General features: G+C 73.5%; 16 protein-coding genes. 3 read left to right on the forward strand and 13 right to left on the reverse strand.

The window, feature by feature from the left end:
* Window positions 1-25: 25 nt before the first annotated feature.
* The 9 genes from OG956_RS09360 to rimP all read right to left on the reverse strand — a co-directional run bounded on the left by OG956_RS09360 (window position 26) and on the right by rimP (window position 12,585).
* Entirely contained in the window at window positions 26-973 is a 948-nt protein-coding gene (locus OG956_RS09360; protein ID WP_330337488.1) for a bifunctional riboflavin kinase/FAD synthetase, read from the reverse strand.
* 139 nt (window positions 974-1,112) lie between these two features.
* Window positions 1,113-5,306: a hypothetical protein gene (locus tag OG956_RS09365; protein ID WP_330337489.1), complete on the reverse strand. Its 4,194-nt coding sequence runs from the start codon at window positions 5,304-5,306 to the stop codon at window positions 1,113-1,115.
* Between the two features lie 260 nt (window positions 5,307-5,566).
* On the reverse strand, window positions 5,567-6,472 hold the full coding sequence (gene truB / locus OG956_RS09370; protein ID WP_330337490.1) for a tRNA pseudouridine(55) synthase TruB: 906 nt from the start codon (window positions 6,470-6,472) through the stop codon (window positions 5,567-5,569).
* Complete coding sequence (gene rbfA / locus OG956_RS09375; RefSeq protein WP_330337491.1) at window positions 6,469-6,927, reverse strand: 30S ribosome-binding factor RbfA; 459 nt, start codon at window positions 6,925-6,927, stop codon at window positions 6,469-6,471. Before rbfA ends, truB begins: the two co-directional genes overlap by 4 nt.
* Window positions 6,928-6,988: 61 nt before the next feature.
* Window positions 6,989-7,282, reverse strand: coding sequence for a DUF503 domain-containing protein (locus tag OG956_RS09380; protein ID WP_330337492.1), 294 nt, complete (start codon window positions 7,280-7,282; stop codon window positions 6,989-6,991).
* Between the two features lie 195 nt (window positions 7,283-7,477).
* Window positions 7,478-10,510 (reverse strand): translation initiation factor IF-2, encoded by a 3,033-nt coding sequence (gene infB, locus OG956_RS09385; RefSeq protein WP_330337493.1) that lies wholly within the window; start codon window positions 10,508-10,510, stop codon window positions 7,478-7,480.
* A 145-nt stretch (window positions 10,511-10,655) separates the two neighbouring features.
* A complete protein-coding gene (locus tag OG956_RS09390; RefSeq protein WP_330337494.1) occupies window positions 10,656-10,952 on the reverse strand; it encodes a YlxR family protein in 297 nt (98 codons plus the stop codon).
* Between the two features lie 128 nt (window positions 10,953-11,080).
* Window positions 11,081-12,070, reverse strand: coding sequence for a transcription termination factor NusA (gene nusA / locus OG956_RS09395; RefSeq protein WP_330337495.1), 990 nt, complete (start codon window positions 12,068-12,070; stop codon window positions 11,081-11,083).
* Between the two features lie 2 nt (window positions 12,071-12,072).
* Complete coding sequence (gene rimP / locus OG956_RS09400; RefSeq protein ID WP_330337496.1) at window positions 12,073-12,585, reverse strand: ribosome maturation factor RimP; 513 nt, start codon at window positions 12,583-12,585, stop codon at window positions 12,073-12,075.
* A gap of 279 nt (window positions 12,586-12,864) precedes the next feature.
* Between rimP and OG956_RS09405 the strand changes: the two genes are divergently transcribed.
* The 3 genes from OG956_RS09405 to OG956_RS09415 all read left to right on the forward strand — a co-directional run bounded on the left by OG956_RS09405 (window position 12,865) and on the right by OG956_RS09415 (window position 14,824).
* Window positions 12,865-13,374, forward strand: coding sequence for a hypothetical protein (locus tag OG956_RS09405; RefSeq protein WP_330337497.1), 510 nt, complete (start codon window positions 12,865-12,867; stop codon window positions 13,372-13,374).
* Window positions 13,371-13,862, forward strand: a complete 492-nt coding sequence (locus OG956_RS09410; protein WP_330337498.1) for a ferritin-like domain-containing protein — start codon at window positions 13,371-13,373, stop codon at window positions 13,860-13,862. The genes OG956_RS09405 and OG956_RS09410 overlap by 4 nt, the downstream gene beginning before the upstream one ends.
* A 62-nt stretch (window positions 13,863-13,924) precedes the next feature.
* Window positions 13,925-14,824: an aminoglycoside phosphotransferase family protein gene (locus OG956_RS09415; protein ID WP_330337499.1), complete on the forward strand. Its 900-nt coding sequence runs from the start codon at window positions 13,925-13,927 to the stop codon at window positions 14,822-14,824.
* An 88-nt stretch (window positions 14,825-14,912) separates the two neighbouring features.
* Here the strand turns inward: OG956_RS09415 and OG956_RS09420 are convergent, their stop codons facing one another.
* The 4 genes from OG956_RS09420 to OG956_RS09435 form a co-directional block, all read right to left on the reverse strand.
* Window positions 14,913-16,616, reverse strand: coding sequence for a proline--tRNA ligase (locus tag OG956_RS09420; RefSeq protein WP_330337500.1), 1,704 nt, complete (start codon window positions 16,614-16,616; stop codon window positions 14,913-14,915).
* Between the two features lie 156 nt (window positions 16,617-16,772).
* Complete coding sequence (locus OG956_RS09425; protein WP_330337501.1) at window positions 16,773-17,303, reverse strand: GNAT family N-acetyltransferase; 531 nt, start codon at window positions 17,301-17,303, stop codon at window positions 16,773-16,775.
* 20 nt (window positions 17,304-17,323) lie between these two features.
* Entirely contained in the window at window positions 17,324-18,172 is an 849-nt protein-coding gene (locus OG956_RS09430; protein ID WP_330337502.1) for a GNAT family N-acetyltransferase, read from the reverse strand.
* Window positions 18,173-18,326: 154 nt separating this feature from the next.
* A complete protein-coding gene (locus OG956_RS09435) occupies window positions 18,327-18,743 on the reverse strand; it encodes a hypothetical protein (protein WP_330337503.1) in 417 nt (138 codons plus the stop codon).
* Between the last annotated feature and the right edge of the window lie 171 nt (window positions 18,744-18,914).

Here is an 18,914-nt window from a genome sequence, read left to right on the forward strand (position 1 = left end):
CCGGGAGCCGGGGAACCGCCGGAGGCTATCCCTCCGCCGCCACGATCTCCCGGCACCGCTTCACATCGGCGGCCATCTGCTCCAGCAGGGCCTCCAGCGTGTCGAACTTCGCCTGTCCGCGCACGTACGCGAGGAAGTCGACGGCGACGTGCAGGCCGTACAGGTCGAGGCCGACGCGGTCGATGGCGTACGCCTCCACCGTGCGCTCGGTGCCGTCGAACTGCGGGTTCGTGCCGACGGAGATCGCGGCCGGCATGGCCTCGCCCTCGACGTGCAGGTAACCGGCGTACACGCCGTCGGCGGGGATCGCGGTGTGCGGGAGCGTCTCGACGTTGGCCGTCGGGAAGCCCAGTTCGCGGCCGCGCTGGGCGCCGCGCACGACCACGCCCTCCACCCGGTGCGGGCGGCCCAGGATCTCCCGGGCGCCCTCGACGTCGCCCTCGGCGACCAGGCGGCGGGTCAGCGTGGAGGAGAACGGCTGGCCGCCGCCCGCCTCACCGGTGAGGTACAGGTCGACGACCTCGACCTCGAAGTCGTACACCTTGCCCTGTTCGGCGAGGAAGTCCACGTTGCCGGCGGCCTTGTGGCCGAAGCGGAAGTTCGGGCCCTCCACGACCGCCTTCGCGTGCAGCTTGTCCACCAGGACCTTGACCACGAAATCGGCGGGCGAGAGCTTCGAGAACTCGGTGGTGAAGGGCAGGATGAGGACCGCGTCCACGCCCAGGTCCGCCATCAGCTCGGCGCGGCGGTGGTGCGGGGCGAGCAGCGGCGGGTGGCTGCCGGGACGGACGACCTCGCTGGGGTGCGGGTCGAAGGTGACCACGACGGCGGGGACGCCCAGCTCGCGGGCGCGGTCGACGGCGTGCTTGATGATCAGCTGGTGGCCGCGGTGGACGCCGTCGTAGGAACCGATGGTGACGACGCTGCGCCCCCAGTCCTGGGGGATGTCCTCCAAGCCACGCCAGCGCTGCACAGTGACCGCTCCTCGAACCCGTGTCCAAATGACGCCTAAGACTTGCGCAGGTCTAAGGGTGCCATGCCGGGTGCCCGGGGCCCGCATCGGTATCGGGGCTGTGACGGGGCGCACGTCCGCGGCGACGGTCCGTCGCCGCTCACGCCGGTACGCGGACGCCCGCGAGGCTCTCGAGCATGCGGCGGGTGCTGGGGCCGACCACGGCGGCCCAGTCGTCCGGGGCGGCGGCCAGCCAGCCGGTCATGCGGGCGGCGAAGCCGGGCACGTGCCGCCCCAGGTCCACCAGGCCGCGGTCGAAGCGGGCGGCGCCCTCGGGGGTGCGGACGAGCAGCAGGCCGGTCCGGTGGACGAGCCCGCGGACGTCCTCCTCCCGGTCGTCTCCGTGTGCGGTGGCGGCGGCGTGCAGAACGGCGTCCAGCACGGACGGGTCCTGTTCCCGGGCGAGCAGCAGCTCCAGCAGCTCCCGGCGCAGCGGCCGGCAGGCGGGGGTGCCGGCGGCGGCGAGGACGCCGGCGAGGGCCGCGCGGAGGTGGTCGGGGCCGTCGTCCAGTAGGCCGGTGACCAGGGGCAGCAGCACGGGCCGGACGGTGGGGCCCTCGGCGAGGCGCCGGTCGATGTGGGCGGCGATGGGCCGGGCGAGGCCGGGGCACTGCCGTGCCGACTCCCGCAGGAGGGCTGCGACGCGGCGGGCGAGCGCCGGGGTGGTGACGTCGGTGAGGGTGTGCAGCGTCTCGTCCGGGCGTGTCTCCGCCGTCTCCGGGCGTGTCTCCGCCGTCTCCAGGTGTGCCCTTCCCTCTTGGTGTGTGTCCGTGGTGTCCGGATGGCACAGCCGGGCGCGGAAGGCCTCGAGGACCGGTTCGGGGTGGGTGGTCAGGGCGGGGGCCAGGGCGCTCGGCGGGAGATGGGGATCGCCGTCGGCGAAGTGCCGCAGGGCCGCGGCGAGGTGCCGGTCGCGGCTGTGCGGGTCGCGGACCAGCAGGGCGAGGGCGCCGCCGTGCAGGGCGCGGTCGGCGGGACGGGCGAGGAGGGTGAGGGCGGCGTAGCGCAGCAGCCGGCCGTCGGCCTCAGAGCGGACGTGCGGCGCCGCGCGCAGCCCGTGGGTCACGGCCGCGAGACGCCGGGCGGGGCGCTCGTCGTGCGCCCAGCGGTCGACGGCCCGGCAGACGGCCGCCGGCTCGTCCTCGGCGAGGGTGGCGAGCAGTTCGTCCGCGCGCCGGTGCCCGCTCGCCGCCAGAACCTCGGTGAGGTCGTCCAGTGCGCCGTGCCGGTGGGTGTGCAGCAGGGCCTGGGCTGCGGTCGCGACGGTGGCGTGCGGGGTCGCGGGCAGCGGCCGTTCGTCGTCGAACCAGCGGACCAGCGCCGGCTGTACGACGGCGGGGGCGGCGGCGAGCAGCCGGGCGACGGCGTCGAGGTAGCGCTCGCCGGGCTCCGAGGGCGCCCGGTCGGCCGGCACCAGCCGGCGCAGCAGGTCGAGCCGCTCGGTGTCGGTGACCGGCAGACCGGTCCAGAAACCGGGACCGAACTCGGCCGGCACCGGCCGCCCGGCCCGGCGCCAGGCGACGATCCGGTCCGCGAGCCGCCGCAGCACCTCGGTGTACGGCGCGGCGTCCGGGACCTGGAGCAGAGTGCGGGCGAGCAGTCGCGCGGCCCACCAGGAGCCGGGGTCACGGTCCAGTGCGTCCGTCAAGTCCCGCAGGCGGGCGGCGAGTTGCCGGTGGCCGTGCTGCCGTCCGAGGAGCAGCAGGGCCTGTACGACCGGGCCGGCGCGGTGGCGCGGCACGGGCACCGGGTGGGAGGCGCCGGCGCGGTGGACCAGGGCGTGCAGGGCCGCGTCGAGGTCGAGGTGCATGCCCTGGATCCAGTCGGCCAGTTCCTCGTGCGCGAAGCGGTAGCCCCGGCCGGCCGGGACGAGGAGGCCTTCGGCGAGGACGGCGGACGCCCAGCCGGTGCCGCCGCCGAGCCGCGCCGGGGCGGGCCCCCAGGGAAACACCGCCTCGAACGACGCCCGGTCCAGCTCGCCCTGCCCCGGGCCGAGGCTCCGCCGGGCGGCCTCGTGCACCTGCCCGGCCACCCGTGCGGCGAGCAGGCGTACGGCCGTCCCGCGCAGCCCGCCCTCGGCGGCGAGCCGGACCGCGATCCGCAGGCACATCAGGTCCAGGTGAGCGGCGAACACGTCATGCCGGTCGAGGGGCACGGCACCGGCCTGGACGTCCGGCGCGGCGGCCCGCACCTCGGACAGCAGCCGCAGGGTGAGCGGGTGCCGGGCGTCACGCTCGGCGAGAAGTCCGTCGGGCAGCCCATAACGGGCACGGGCCCGCCTGGCCTCGTCATCGGTCAGATCGGAAAGGCGCAGGCAGGGCGGGAAGGGGGCGGAGGGGGGTGAGTCGGCGGTGGGGGTGAGGTTGGTCGCGGGGGTGGCGTTGGTGTTGCCGGTTGGGGTGGCGATGCCTGGCGGGGTGGCCGCGGAGGGACGGGCGGCGGCCTTGGTGCCGGGCAGGGTGACAGTGCTGGTTGTGGTGCCGGTGCCGGTTGGGGTGGTGTTGGTGCCCGGCGGGGCGGCCGCGGTGCCGGCGACGGCCGGGGGGACGGAAGCCCCGGCGGGCGCGGCGCCGGCCATGACCGCGAAGGCGGCAGCGGAGGGTGTGTCGGTGACCGGCGCGGTGGCCGTGACGGCCGGGGCGACGAAAAGCCCACCGGTCTCCGCGCCGGGCGGGGCTTCGTCGGCGGTTTCGGTGAGGACCGGGGCGACGAAGACGTCGGCGGTCTCGGAGCCGGGGGGCGCGGCGGGAGCCGTTGGGGTGTGCAGCAGGCCGGCGGGGAACTCCGCGCCCGCATGCTCCCAGTACTCCTCCCCGCAGGCCACCACCAGACGTGCGCCGGTCCGGCGGAGCCAGTCGGCCGTGGCCCGGGTCCAGTCGGGGAGGCGGTGGGCGAGGACGGGAGGCATCTCCTCGGGGCCGTCCAGGACCAGCAGGAGCGGGCGGCCGGCGCGGGCGGCGAGGTGGGCCAGGTCGTCGGGGGTGAGGTCGCCGAGGGACTCGGGGTGGGCGTGGCGGGCCGTGGCGACGATCCGGGCCGCCCGTTCCAGGGCGCGGCGGGCCGCGTCGGCCAGGGATGCGTCGGTGTCCTCCAGGTCGGCGCCGCGCAGCCACAGGGTGGGGGCGGGCCGCTCGCCGTGGGCCCGGCGGGCGGCGAGGTCCGCGAGTACCGTCGTACGACCGCTGCCCGGGGCGCCGACGAGCCCGAGGACGGCCCGGCCGCCGTCGGTGAAGGCAGCCAACTCCCGGACGACGTCGGGGCGTTCGACCGGTTCCACGGTGCCGGCGAGGGGCCGCTGCGGGCCGTCCTGGCCGACCGAGGTCTCGGTGAGCTGCAGGATGCCGGCCAGGTTGAGGTCGGCGCCGTAGGCGGGCACGGTCGCCGCGTTGCGGGCGAGCAGCTCGGCGAGGGGGCCGTCGACGGGCCGCAGCGGCACCGCGAACCCCGTGTCGCGCTGTGCGGAGTGCAGGGCGGTGCCGAGGACGCCGAGGACCGCGCCGGTCCGCGCGTCCAGCACCGGGCCCCCGGCCGCCCCGCCGCCCAGCCGCAGCGCGTCCTGGCCGGCCGTGCCGATGGCCAGTTCCAGCGCGTCCGGGAGGAGGTGGAAGCGGTCGGTGGCGGTGTACGTCACCTCGGTCGCGGCCAGGATCCGCGCCTCGCGCCAGCAGCCCGCGGGGAGCCGTACATAGGTTCCGGCGTCGATCCGTTCCCGCACGGTCAGCGGCAGCGGGTCGAGACCCAGGCCGTCGGTGCGGACCAGGGCCAGGTCGAGGGCGGGAAGCGGGGTCACGGCATCGGCGGCCACCACGCAGGTGCGGTCGCCGCCCGCCGTCTGCAGCACGAGCCGGGGCAGGCCGTCGACGGTCTCGTGGCTGGTGACCAGGGTGCCCTGGTGATCGGCGAGAAACCCGACGCCTCGCGGCCGCCCGGCGAGGTCACGGATCTGGACGAGGGGCGGGTGCGGGTGGCCGGAGACGGCGCCGGGTACGGACGGGACTGCGGTGCCGGAACCTCCCGCGCCCCCTGACGCCGAGGAACCCGCCGTACCGGAGCCTCCCGCGCCCCCTGACGCCCGGGGACCCGCGGTGGGGTGCCCTTCCGTGGCCGTGCTGTCGGCTGTGCCCGTGGTGTGTTCGAAGCAGGCCGCGCCCGTGGTGTAGCCGACGGCACCGACGCCCGGGGCGCTGTGGGGGCCGGCCGTGTCCCTGGCGGCCGTACCGTCCCAGCCTGGGCCTCGGAAGCCGTCCGTCGGTGGCCGGCGAGCGCCTCCGGTGCGCGGACCCCGTCCCGCCATGGCCGTACCTCCCCGCTCTCGCCCGCGTGACCTCTCTTGCGACGGTAAGGCGCACGATGATCTACGGGACAGATCGCGTGACGAACGCGCCCCCTTCCGCTCCCCCGGTTCACTCCGAGCGCCTGCCCGGACGGGTGAATAGTCGGGAGCCGCTGGATAACCCTAGGGGTGGGGGAACCGAGGGGGGACCGTGGAGCGGCGGCAGGGGCACACCCCGTGGCCGGCCGCCGTTCCACGGGCAAGCGCCTTCGCTCGGGGCCTCAGCCGAAGACAGCCAGGCTCTTGGCCTTGCCCTTGTGCTGCTCGACGAGCGCCAGGAAGCGGCCCTCGGGGTCGAAGACGGCGACAGGACCGGCGCCCGCGTACTCGTCGGGCATCTCCAGCCGGACGCCGTTGAGCAGCAGCCGGGCGCGCCGGTCGTCGACCTGCCAGCGCGGGAACGCGGCCGCGGCGGCGTCCGCGATCGGCATCACGGTCAGCTCCTGCTGCAGCTGGTCCAGCGTCTTCGCCGTGTCGATCCTGTACGGCCCGACGCGCGTCCGGCGCAGCGCGGTGAGATGGCCGCCGACGCCGAGGCCGGCGCCGAGGTCACGGGCGAGGGCGCGGATGTAGGTGCCGGAGGAGCAGACGACGGAGACGACCAGGTCGAGCACCGGGGTGCCGTCGTCGGCGACGGCGTCCCGGACGTCGTACACCGCGAAGGAGGAGACGGTCACCGGCCGGGCCGGGATGTCGAACTCCTCGCCCTCGCGGGCCCGCTTGTACGACCGTACGCCGTTGATCTTGATGGCGCTGACCTTGGACGGCACCTGCATGATGTCGCCGGTCAGCTTGGCGATCCCGGCGTCGATGGCGTCCCGGGTCACCTTGGAGGCGTCGGTGGACGAGGTGATCTCGCCCTCGGCGTCGTCGGTGATGGTGTTCTGGCCCAGGCGGATGGTGCCCAGGTACTCCTTCTCGGTGAGGGCGAGGTGCCCGAGGAGTTTGGTGGCGCGCTCGACGCCGAGGACCAGCACGCCGGTCGCCATCGGGTCGAGGGTGCCGGCGTGGCCGACGCGGCGGGTCCTGGCGATCCCGCGCATCTTGGCGACCACGTCGTGCGAAGTGAAGCCCGACGGCTTGTCGACGATGACGAGGCCGTCGGGCGTGGTGTGCTTCTGGGTCATTCCGCGGCGTCGCCGTCCGTGTCGGTCTCGTCCTCGGCCGGCTTGCGGTAGGGGTCCGCGCCGGCGGCGTACGTGGCGCCGGCGGCCGCCTCGCGGACCTTCGCGTCGGACTGCCGGGCCTTGTCGAGGAGGTCCTCGATGGTCCGGGCGGTGTCCGGCAGGGCGTCCGCGACGAAGGTCAGGGTGGGCGTGAACTTCACCCCGGCGGCGCGGCCGACCTCGGAGCGCAGGATGCCCTTGGCGCTCTCCAGTCCGGCCGCCGCGGCCTTGCGCTCCTCGTCGTCGCCGTAGACCGTGTAGAAGACGGTCGCCTCCCGCAGGTCACCCGTGACCCGGGTGTCCGTGATGGTGACGTGCGAGCCGAGCCGCGGGTCCTTGATCCCGCGCTGCAGCTTCTGGGCCACCACCTCCCGGATGAGGTCCGCCAGCCTTTTCGCCCGCGCGTTGTCGGCCACTGGTCCGTCTCCCGTTCGTTGTTTCTTCTTGCGTTGCTGTGGTCTGGTCGGCGTCGTCGTGTCAGTCGTCTTCGCCGTGGAAGCGCCGTCGTACGGACAGCAGCTCGACCTCGGGGCGGCCGGCGACCAGCCGTTCGCACCGGTCCAGTACGTCGGTGAGGTGCGCCGCGTCGGCGGAGACCATGGCGAGGCCGATGATCGCTCGCCGGTGGAGGTCCATGTGGTCCACCTCCGCCGCGCTCACCGCGTACTTCCGCTGGAGTTCGGCGACGATGGGGCGGACGACGGAGCGCTTCTCCTTCAGCGAGTGGACGTCGCCGAGGAGGAGGTCGAAGGACAGAGTCCCCACGTACATGGTGTGTGCCGGGTTAACCCGCCGGTACGGGATCGATGGCCTGGAGCCACGGTACCGCTTGGCCGACAGTGGCTCGACCGGGTTTCCCGGCACCGTCCGCTGCCGCTCCGTCCGGGTCCGGGGCGGAGCCCCGGGAACGGCAAGCTGGCCGGCAGGACCGAGATCCCGCCGGCCAGCTTCAGGCGCCGTCGGCCGTTACGCCCGCGGCTTCTCCCGCAGCTCGTACGTCGCGATGATGTCGTCGACCTTGATGTCGTTGAAGTTGCCGAGGTTGATACCGCCCTCGAACCCTTCGCGGATCTCGGTGACGTCGTCCTTGAAGCGACGCAGGCCTTCGATGGTGAGGTTCTCCGCGACCACCTTGCCGTCGCGGATGAGGCGCGCCTTGCTGTTGCGCTTGACCTCGCCCGACCGGATGAGCACACCGGCGATGTTGCCCAGCTTGGACGACTTGAAGACCTCGCGGATCTCCGCCGTACCGAGCTCGACCTCCTCGAACTCCGGCTTGAGCATGCCCTTGAGGGCCGCCTCGATCTCCTCGATCGCCTGGTAGATGACCGAGTAGTACCGGACGTCCACGCCCTCGCGCTCCGCCATCTGCTGGGCACGCCCGGCAGCGCGGACGTTGAAGCCGATGACGATCGCGTCCGAGCCCATCGCCAGGTCGATGTCGGACTCCGTGACCGCACCGACGCCGCGGTGCAGGACGCGGATGTCGACCTCTTCGCCGACGTCCAGCTGGAGCAGGGAGGACTCCAGGGCCTCGACGGAACCAGAAGCGTCACCCTTGATGATCAGGTTCAGCTGCTGGACCTCGCCGGCCTTGAGCACCTTGTCCAGGTCCTCCAGCGAGACACGGCGCGTGCGCTTGGCGAACGCCGCGTTGCGCTCGCGGGCCGCGCGCTTCTCCGCGATCTGGCGGGCCGTACGGTCCTCGTCGACCACGATGAAGTTGTCGCCGGCGCCCGGGACGTTGGTCAGACCCAGGACCTGGACCGGCATCGACGGGCCGGCCTCGGCCACGTTGTTGCCGTTGTCGTCGAGCATCGCCCGGACGCGGCCGTACGCGTCGCCGACCACCATCGTGTCGCCGACCCGCAGCGTGCCTCGCTGGACGAGCACCGTCGCCACGGCGCCGCGGCCGCGGTCGAGCCGGGACTCGATCGCGATGCCCTGCGCGTCCTGGTTCGGGTTGGCCCGAAGGTCCAGGGCGGCGTCGGCCGTCAGCACGACCGCCTCCAGGAGGCTGTCGATGTTCAGGCCCTGCTTGGCGGAGATGTCGACGAACATGGTGTCGCCGCCGTACTCCTCGGCCACCAGGCCGTACTCGGTCAGCTGACCGCGCACCTTGGTCGGGTCCGCGCCCTCGACGTCGATCTTGTTGACCGCGACCACGATCGGCACGTCGGCCGCCTTGGCGTGGTTCAGGGCCTCGACCGTCTGCGGCATGACGCCGTCGTTGGCCGCGACGACCAGGATCGCGATGTCCGTCGACTTCGCACCGCGGGCACGCATGGCGGTGAACGCCTCGTGACCCGGGGTGTCGATGAAGGTGATCGCGCGCTCTTCGCCGTTGACCTCGGTCGCGACCTGGTAGGCACCGATGTGCTGGGTGATGCCGCCGGCCTCGCCCGCGATGACGTTCGTCTTGCGGATCGCGTCGAGCAGGCGGGTCTTGCCGTGGTCGACGTGACCCATGACGGTCACCACCGGCGGACGGACGACCAGGTCCTCCTCGGAGCCCTCGTCCTCGCCGAACTCGATGTCGAAGGACTCGAGCAGCTCGCGGTCCTCCTCCTCGGGGCTGACGATCTGAACCGTGTAGTTCATCTCGTCGGCGAGGAGCTGCAGGGTCTCGTCGGAGACGGACTGCGTCGCGGTGACCATCTCGCCGAGGTTCATCATGACCGCGACGAGGGACGCCGGGTTGGCGTTGATCTTCTCCGCGAAGTCGGTGAGCGACGCGCCGCGGGAGAGACGGATGGTCTCGCCGTTGCCGCGCGGCAGCATCACGCCGCCGACGCTCGGGGCCTGCATCGCCTCGTACTCCTGGCGACGCTGCCGCTTCGACTTGCGGCCACGACGCGCCGGACCGCCGGGACGGCCGAAGGCGCCCTGCGTGCCACCGCGGCCACCGGGACCGCCGGGACGGCCGCCGAAGCCGGGGCGGCCACCGCCGCCACCGCCGAAGCCACCGCCGCCGCCACCACCGGGACGGCCGGCGAAGCCGCCGCCACCCGGACGGGCGCCGCCGCCACCACCGGGACGGCCGGCGAAGCCGCCGCCACCCGGGCGACCGCCGCCGCCACCGGGACGGCCGGCACCGGCCGGGCCGCGACCGCCGCCGGGGCCGGGACGCGGGCCGGCAGCGGGACGCTGCGGCATCATGCCGGGGTTCGGACGCGGACCGGCCGGGCCGGGACGCGGACCGCCCTGCGGCCGGGGCATGCCGGCCGGGCTCGGACGGGGACCGCCGGGAGCCTGCGGACGCGGGCCGCCGCCCTGGGCGCCGGGCGCCTGGGGACGGGGAGCGCCGCCGGGACCGGGACGCGGGCCGCCCTGCGGGCGCGGGGCCTGCGGACGGGCCATGCCGGTGGAGCCACCGGAGGTGAAGGGGTTGTTGCCCGGACGCGGACCGGCCGGACGGGCGCCCGGACGCGGGGCCTGGCCGCCGGGACGCTGAGCACCCTGGCCCGGACGGGCCTGACCCTGGCCGGGGGCACCCGGACGGGCGCCACCGGGCTTCGGCGCACCGGGACGGGCGCCGGGGCGCGGACCCTGCGCGGCCGGGGCCTGCGGGGTCTGGGCCGGCGGAGCCGTGAACTCCGGGGCGGCCGGAGCCGGACGCGGCGCGGGCTTGGGACCCGGGACCGGACGCGGGCCCGGCGCGGGCGCCGAGGGGGCCGACGGCGTGGCGGGCTGCTCGGCAGCCGGCGCCGCCGGAGGCTTGGGGGCTGCCGGCCGCGGGGCCGGGGCAGCAGGACGCGCCGCCTGCGCCGGAGAGGGCGCCGGGGCGGGCTTGGGGGAAGCCTTGCGGGGGGCGGGCTTGCCGGCGGGCTTGCCGTTGCCACCGCCCTGGAAGGCGTCGGTCAGCTTGCGTACAACCGGCGCTTCGATGGTCGAAGACGCCGAACGGACGAATTCACCGAGTTCCTGGAGCTTGGCCATGACGACCTTGCTCTCGACACCGAACTCCTTGGCGAGTTCGTAGACCCGGACCTTAGCCACTTCGCTCCTTTGAGGTCCGGGTTGAAGCCGGACCGTCGCTAGTTCATGGGCGTACTCATCGCGTACTCATCGAGTGCTCATCGCAATCTCGACCTGCTTTCGACTCGCGAGGTACCAGGCCGCACGGGGTTCCGTGCGGCACGTCTTACGGTGTTGCCTGCTCGGCAACTGTTGTCTGCTCGACGTATCGGCGCAACGCCTTTGTGTCGAGCGGCCCCGGGGCGCGCAGTGCCCGCGGGAACGCCCGGCGGCGTACCGCCTGGTCGAGACAGACCAGGGCGGGGTGTACGTACGCACCCCGGCCGGGCAGCGTACCGCGAGGATCGGGGACGCATGCGTCCTCGATCTTCACGATCCGCAGGAGATCGTTCTTGGCCGCCCGCTCCCGGCACCCCACACAGGTGCGCTCAGGGCATGCTCGGGCGTGCGTCCGGCCAGACACAGTTAAGTCTACCTCCCCGCACCGACCTCACCCCTTTGGGGCAAAGATCGAACGGCTGTTGTCGTAAACCTAGCGACCTGCGGCTGGGATCTATTCCCGGAGCCGCACGGTCACCGGGCGTCACTCGGTCACTCGGCGGCGGCCGGCTCGGTGTCGGGCCGGATGTCGATCCGCCAGCCGGTGAGCCGCGCGGCGAGGCGGGCGTTCTGTCCTTCCTTGCCGATGGCCAGCGACAGCTGGTAGTCCGGCACGGTCACCCGGGCGGAGCGCGTGGCCAGGTCGACGACCTCCACCTTGCTCACCCGAGCGGGTGACAGGGCGTTGGCCACCATCTCGGCCGGGTCGTCCGACCAGTCGACGATGTCGATCTTCTCGCCGTTCAGCTCGCCCATCACGTTGCGCACCCGTCCGCCCATCGGGCCGATGCAGGCGCCCTTGGCGTTCAGGCCCGAGCGGGTGGACCGGACGGCGATCTTGGTGCGGTGACCGGCCTCACGGGCGATCGCGGCGATCTCCACCGAGCCGTCGGCGATCTCGGGCACCTCCAGGGCGAAGAGCTTCTTCACCAGGTTCGGGTGCGTACGGGAGAGGGTCACGGAGGGGCCGCGGACGCCCTTGGCCACCCGGACGACGTAACTGCGCAGGCGCATGCCGTGCGGGTAGGTCTCGCCCGGCACCTGCTCCTGCACCGGCAGGATGGCCTCCAGCTTGCCGATGTCGACCAGCACGTTCTTCGGGTCGCGGCCCTGCTGGACCACGCCCGTGACGATGTCGCCCTCGCGGCCGGCGTACTCGCCGAGCGTCGCGTCGTCCTCGGCGTCGCGCAGCCGCTGCAGGATCACCTGCTTGGCCGTGGTGGCGGCGATCCGCCCGAAGCCGGACGGGGTGTCGTCGAACTCGCGGGGCTCCTGCCCCTCCTCGAGGTCCTCGGGGTCCTCCTTCGCCCACACGGTCACATGCCCGGTCTCCCGGTTGAGCTCCACGCGCGCGTGTCGGCGGCTTCCCTCGGTGCGGTGGTAGGCGATGAGGAGGGCCGACTCGATCGCCTCGACCAGCAGGTCGAAGGAGATCTCCTTCTCCCGAACCAAGCCCCGCAGGGCACTCATGTCGATGTCCACGGCTACGCCTCCTCCTCTTCCTTCATGTCCTTCTTGCTGTCCTTGCGGTTGAACTCGACCTGCACGCGCGCCTTGGCGATCTCCGGGAAGCCGAGTCTGCGGGTGGTGGCCTTGCGGCCCTTCACTCCGGGGACCTCGACCTCCAGACCGTCCTCGTCGACCTTCAGGATCCGGGCGAGAAGCTCGCCGCCCTCGGTCAGCTGGAACTTCACGAGCCGGTCGGTGGCGCGCACGAAGTGCCGGTGCTCGGTGAGGAGGCGCTCCGCGCCGGGGGTTCCGACCTCCAGGTCGTACGCCGCGTCACCCATCGCGTTGGTCTCGTCGAGCTTCGCCGAGAGCGCACGGCTCACATCGGCGATGGCGTCCAGGTCGGCTCCGGTGTCGGAGTCGACGACCACGCGCAGCACCCGCTTGCGTCCGACGGAGTCCACGGCGATCTCTTCGAGATCCAGTCCCTGGGAGATGACGAGCGGTTCGAGCAGCTCTCGCAGCCTCTCGCTCTGGGTGGTGCTCATCCGGGTGACTCCTCGGCCGCGTGTGCTGTTGTGGGATGGGTCGCGTGTCTGGTCAAAGCGTATCCGGTCGCGAGGAGTGTCGCCGTCCACCTGTGGACAACCGGGGTGATCACTGGGGAAACGCGGGCCTGCAGGGACGATTCGCCTGCCCGTGCGGGACGGCCGGTGCCGGTGAGTGGCGCAGGACGGGCGCGCGGGTACCGTGATCACGGACGTGCCGACCATCTGTGCGGCCTTCCCCCAGGTTTTCCCTCCGTACGAGCCCCGAGGACGTCTGCAGTGCCGTACCCCCCGCCGCCGCGCATCCCCCCGGGGCCGCGCAGAAGATCCCTGCTCGCCTCGGCCGCCGGCGCAGCCCTGCTGGCGGGCTGCACGGCCGATCCGGACTCCGGCGGCGGCGCGGCTTCCTCGGCGGCGCAGCGGGCACGCGCGCGTGCGGCGGGTGACAGCCAGGCGCTGCTGGCGCGGTACGACGCCGTCCTCGCCGCGCATCCGGGGCTCGCCCGGCGGCTGAGCCCGCTGCGGGCCGAGGTCGCGGCCCACGTCCGGGCGTTCCGGGAGGGCGCGCCGCCCTCGCCGGCGGCGTCCTCGGCCTCCCCGTCGCCCGTTGCTGAGGTGCCGGCCGCCGAGAAGGACGCGCTCGCGGGCCTCGCCGCCGCCGAGCGCACCCTCGCCGACCGGCGCGCCAAGGCCCTGCTGGACGTGCCCGGCGAGCTGGCACGGCTGCTGGCGTCGGTGGCGGCGGCCGGGGCCACGCACGCGTACCTGCTGACCGAGGGGGCGAAGTGAGCGGCGGGGCGAAGCGGGCCGAGCTGACGGCCCTGCAGGCGGCGCTGGCCGCGGAGCACGCGGCGGTGTACGGCTACGGCGTCGTCGGCGGCAGGATCGGCGCGGCGCGCCGGAGCGAGGCGCGGGCGGCCTACGACGCGCACCGGGCGCGCCGCGACGCGCTGACCCGGGAGGTCCGCGACCTGGGCGGCGAGCCGGTCGCCGCGAACGCCGCCTACGCGCTGCCGTTCCCGGTGCCGGACGCGCCCGCCGCCGTACGGCTCGCCGCCCGGCTGGAGGAGCGGGTGGCCGGCGTCTACGCGGACCTGGTGCGGGCGGCGACGGGCGTGCGGCGCGCCTCGGCCGCCGCGGCGCTGCGCGAGGCCGCGGTGCGCGCGGTGCGCTGGAGCGGGGAGAGCGTAGCCTTCCCTGGGCTCGCCGAGCGGGCCGGCGAGGGGACGGGCACGGCCGGTGCCACCCCGTCGGCCTCCGCACCGGTGACACCCTGACCGGGTGACCCGCCAGGGGTGCCCGTACGACAGGACCCGGACCGGAAGGGAACGACTCGCGCATGGTTTTCGAACCGCCGCCGCGCCTGGTACGGGCGCTCGGTGAGACGGCGCCGGACGGGGACGACTGGCTCGCCCGGCTGCCCGCGCTCGCCGAACAGGCCGTGGCCGGGCGCGAGTTGACCGTGGAGCGGGTGCAGGTGCCGGGCGGCCGCAGCAGTCTGGTGGTGCTGGTACGGCGCCCGGACGGCACCCCTGCCGTGCTGAAGCTGGCCCCGCCCCGGGCCCGCCCGGAGAGCGAGCGCGCGGCGCTGGCGCACTGGGGCGGCCTGGGCGCCGTACAGCTGCTGGAGGACGGCGCGGAGGAGGGCGTGCTGCTGCTGGAGCGGCTGCACCCCGATGTGTCGGTGCGGTCGCTGCCGGAGGCGAAGGCGCTGCTGGAGGCCGCGGGCACGCTCCGGCGGCTGTGGGTCGCGCCGCCCGCCGGTCACCCCTTCGAGACGGTCGCGGAGCGCACGGGGCGGCAGGCCGCGGCGATGCGGGCCGGCGCGGAGGCCGAGCCCGAGGTGGCGCCGCTGGTCGACGCGGCGCTCGCGGCCCGGGACGAGCTGGTCGCCGCCCCGCCCGAGCACCAGTTGCTGCACGGCACGTTCCGCCAGAGCAAGGTCCTCGCCGGGGAGCGGAGGCCGTGGCTCGCGGTGGGGCCGGACCCGGTGGTCGGCGAGTGCGCGTTCGACCTGGCGCGGCTGGTGCGCGACCGCGTGGACGACCTGATCGCGGCCCCCTCCGGCCCGGCGACGACCCGGCGCCGCATCAAGCGTCTCGCCGAGTCCCTGGAGGTCGACCAGGACCGCCTGCGCGGCTGGACCCTGTTCCGCGCGGTGGAGTCGGGTGTGCGCGCGCTGCGGGTGGGGCGGCCGAAGGACGGGGAGCTGCTGCTGGAGTTCGCGGGCTGGCTGTGACCGGCGGGCGAGCGGCCCGTGACCACGCGAGAAGGCCCCCTGGGACCTCTGCCGGTCCCAGGGGGCCTCGCCTGCGCGGCCGGCCTCGTCAGGCGGTCAGGCGGGCGATGGCGTCCTCGACGGTCAGCTCCTCGCGCTCGCCGGTCTTGCGGTCCTTCAGTTCCACGACGCCCTCGCCGGAGCGGCGGCCGGCGACCAGGATCTGGGGTACGCCGATCAGCTCGGCGTCGGTGAACTTCACGCCCGGGGAGACGCCGGCCCGGTCGTCCACCAGGACGCGGACGCCGGCGGCGGCCAGCTTCTCGGCGACGTCGAGGGCCAGCTCGGTCTGCAGGGCCTTGCCGGCGGCGACCACGTGCACGTCGGCCGGGGCGACCTCCTTGGGCCACACCAGGCCGTGCTCGTCGGCGCTCTGCTCGGCGATGGCCGCGACCGCGCGGGAGACGCCGATGCCGTAGGAGCCCATGGTGACCCGGACCGGCTTGCCGTTCTGGCCGAGGACGTCGAGCTTGAGGGCGTCGGTGTACTTGCGGCCCAGCTGGAAGATGTGGCCGATCTCGATGGCGCGGTCCAGCTTCAGGCCGGTGCCGCACTTCGGGCAGGGGTCGCCCTCCTGCACGACCACGACGTCCACGTACTCGTCGACCTCGAAGTCACGCCCGGCGACGACGTTCTTCGCGTGGGTGTGCTCCTTGTTGGCGCCGGTGATCCAGGCGGTGCCGGGGGCCACGCGCGGGTCGGCGATGTACTTCACCTTCTCGCCCAGGCCCTGCGGGCCGACGTAACCGCGCACCAGGTCCGGGCGGCCCGCGAAGTCCGCCTCGGTGACCATCTCGACGACCGCCGGGGCGAAGTGCGCCTCGACCTTGTCCAGGTCCACCTCGCGGTCACCGGGGACGCCGACGGCGACGATCTCGCCGTCCACCTTCACCAGCAGGTTCTTCAGCGTGGCGGAGGCGGGGACGCCGAGGGAGGCGGCCAGGGTCTCGATGGTCGGGGTGTCGGGGGTCGGGATCTCCTCGAGCGCGGGCACGGCGGAGCCGTCCACCGCCTTCAACCCGTAGCTGATCGCCTCCGTGTTGGCGGCGAAGTCGCAGTTCGGGCAGTCCGCGAAGGTGTCCTCGCCGGCCTCGGCGGGGGCCAGGAACTCCTCGGACTTCGAGCCGCCCATGGCGCCGGCGGTGGCCGCGCAGATGCGGTAGTCCAGGCCGAGGCGCTCGAAGATGCGCTGGTAGGCCTGGCGGTGCAGGGCGTAGGACTGGGCGAGGCCCTCGTCCGCCAGGTCGAAGGAGTACGAGTCCTTCATCAGGAACTCACGGCCGCGCAGGATGCCGGCGCGGGGGCGGGCCTCGTCCCGGAACTTGGTCTGGATCTGGTAGAGGACCACCGGCAGGTCCTTGTAGGACGTGCACTGGTCCTTGACCAGGAGGGTGAAGATCTCCTCGTGGGTGGGGCCCAGCAGGTAGTCGCCGCCCTTGCGGTCCTTGAGCCGGAACAGCTCCTGGCCGTACTCGTCCCAGCGGCCGGTCGCCTCGTAGGGCTCGCGCGGCAGCAGGGCGGGGAGGGAGACCTCCTGGGCGCCGATGGCGTCCATCTCCTCGCGGACGATCCGCTCCACGTTGGAGAGGACCTTCATGCCGAGCGGCAGCCAGCTCCAGATGCCGGCGGCCGTGCGGCGGACGTAGCCGGCGCGGACGAGAAGCTTGTGGCTGAGGACCTCGGCGTCCGCCGGGTCGTCGCGCAGGGTCTTCGCCATCAACTGGGACATGCGCTGGACCGGTGCGTTCGCCATGGTTGTCGTACTCCTGCCGGATGGGGGTCCCCCCACTCGAGCGCAGCGAGAGCGGGGGAGGGTGATGGCATAGGAGGTTAGCCGGGCGGGCGGCGCCGGTGGAAATCGTATTCGTCCCGGCTTCGCCCGCGGCGCAGGGTCTGCCCGGCGCGGAGCTCACTTGCGGCGCAGGGGCAGGTGGGCGCCCATCACCGCGTACGGCTTGGGCGCGCTCGGGAAGTGCACCTGGCGGGCGAGATCGACATAGCCGAGGGAGAAGTACAGGCCGCGGGCGGGGCTGTCGGTGTCGATCGCGGAGAGGATCGAGCGGGGTTCGGCCGCGCCGTCCGTGATCGTGGTGATCAGGGCGCGGCCGATGCCGCGGTTCTGGTGGTCGGGGTGGACGTGCAGCTCGGTGATCACGAAGGAGTCGTCGAGCCAGTGGTCGTTGCCGTTGGCGCGGAGGTAGGGCTCCACGACCGTGGACCACCAGTGGGTGCGGGAGTTGGGCATGCCGTACACGAACCCCACGAGCCGGCCGCCCGCGGTCGCGCCGAGGGCCCGGGCACCCGGGAACTGCATGTGGCGCTGGACGATCTGACGGCGTACGGCGACCTCGTCCGGGCCGAGGCCGAAGGCGACGGCTTGGACGGCGAGGGCCTCGTCGACGTGGGCTGCGAGGTCCAGGGGGCCGATCACGAGGTCCATGCCGGGAGCGTACAGGGGCCTCAGAACAGGACGCTCATGAAGGCGCCGACCTCCTGGAAGCCCACTCGCCTGTACGTTCGGCGGGCCGCGGTGTTGAAGTCGTTCACGTAGAGGCTGACGACCGGCGCCACGTCCGCGAGCGCGTACTGCAGGACCGCCGCCATGCCCGGGGCCGCGAGACCCCTCCCCCGGTACTCGGGGGCCACCCACACGCCCTGGATCTGGCACGCGTGGTGCGTCGCGGCGCCGATCTCCGCCTTGAACACGACCTTGCCGTGCTCGTCGAGGCGGGCGAAGGAGCGGCCGGAGCCCACGAGTTCGGCGACGCGCGCCTGGTACAGCAGCCCGCCGTCGCCGGCCAGCGGGGAGACGCCGACCTCCTCGGTGAACATCGCCACGCACGCCGGCATGATCGTCTCCATCTCGTCCTTGCGGACGCGGCGGACACAGGGGTCCGGGGCGATGTCGGCGGGCATGCGGTCGGTGACCATCAGGGGCTGGTGGGCGCGGACCTCGCGGGCGGGGCCCCAGTGGGGTTCGAGCAGGCTCCACAGCGCGGCGGTGGATTCGGCGGGGCCGACGATGGAGGAGCAGCGGCGGCCGGCTCGCCTGGCCCGGTCCGCGAAGGCGCGGACGGCGCGCGGGGTGGCGCAGACGGGGACGAGGTTGGCGCCGGCGTAGCACAGGGACGTGAGCATGCCGTCCTCGTACCAGCCCCACATCTCGCCGCCGAGCCGCCACGGGTCGAGACCGGCCACCTGCACCCGCGAGGTCACGAAGGCGTTCGCGACCGGCTCGCGGTCGAGGACGGCGAGTGCGGCGTCAAGGTCGCTCGGTTCGAGCACCCGAGAGGTCGTCTGCGTCAACACGTGCGGGGGCCTCACCCTGGGGTTCTGCTGGTCGTGGAACTGTACCCCGATTCCGTGAAGCGCTTCCGGGTCGGAACGGCACAGCGGGACGACCTCCGGCGAGGGCCTCTCCTGCGCCGGAAGCCCGGGCTTCCGCGCCCAGCGGGTGACGGCGTCATGCAGGGCCCGCGGGAGATCCCGCGCCGAATCCCAGCACTCGGCTCACCCCGACGGAGATGCCGAGCAGCGCTTCGTGCGTGACCTGAGGAATGCGGTAGCCGTAGCCGTGGATCGTCTCGAGGAATTCCCGCGGAAGGTCTATGCGGTATCGCCCGACATACGAGGACAGGTCCACGCGCCACACGAAACATCCATCGGTGAGTACGGACGATCCGCCCGGCACACGGAAACTTCCACCGATGACGTCGACAGTCGATTCCATCACGTCGAGGATGGAGTAACCGGACTTCAGGTAACCGACCACATCCCCTACCGGGTACGTGCCCGCACCCGAATCAGGCCGAGGCGCCGGGCCACCCCAGGATTCCCGGTACCCTGGATCCATTTCCTGATAAAAACCGATCAACTTCACCTTTGCCCTCTAGTGACGTCTGTCCCGCTTTCCTTCCGAGAAGAACAACCCCTCACTCGCTGCATCGGCTGATTTGTGATGCTGTTCGAGCGACAGGACCGGCAAATCCGTCTGGGCAGAGGTACGGCTGAGCCCCGTCGCCCAGCGGTGACGGGGCTCGCGAGAGGGAGA

Source organism: Streptomyces sp. NBC_00557 (genome assembly GCF_036345995.1).
In the GTDB taxonomy this organism is placed as follows: Bacteria; Actinomycetota; Actinomycetes; order Streptomycetales; family Streptomycetaceae; genus Streptomyces.

Coding starts and splice junctions, on each gene's coding strand:
- OG956_RS09365 (WP_330337489.1), bottom strand. CDS start 5,306: ATGGCGGGACGGGGTCCGCGCACCGGAGGCGCTCGCCGGCCACCGACG.
- truB (WP_330337490.1), bottom strand. CDS start 6,472: ATGACCCAGAAGCACACCACGCCCGACGGCCTCGTCATCGTCGACAAG.
- OG956_RS09380 (WP_330337492.1), bottom strand. CDS start 7,282: ATGTACGTGGGGACTCTGTCCTTCGACCTCCTCCTCGGCGACGTCCAC.
- rimP (WP_330337496.1), bottom strand. CDS start 12,585: ATGAGCACCACCCAGAGCGAGAGGCTGCGAGAGCTGCTCGAACCGCTC.
- OG956_RS09415 (WP_330337499.1), top strand. CDS start 13,925: ATGGTTTTCGAACCGCCGCCGCGCCTGGTACGGGCGCTCGGTGAGACG.
- OG956_RS09420 (WP_330337500.1), bottom strand. CDS start 16,616: ATGGCGAACGCACCGGTCCAGCGCATGTCCCAGTTGATGGCGAAGACC.
- OG956_RS09425 (WP_330337501.1), bottom strand. CDS start 17,303: ATGGACCTCGTGATCGGCCCCCTGGACCTCGCAGCCCACGTCGACGAG.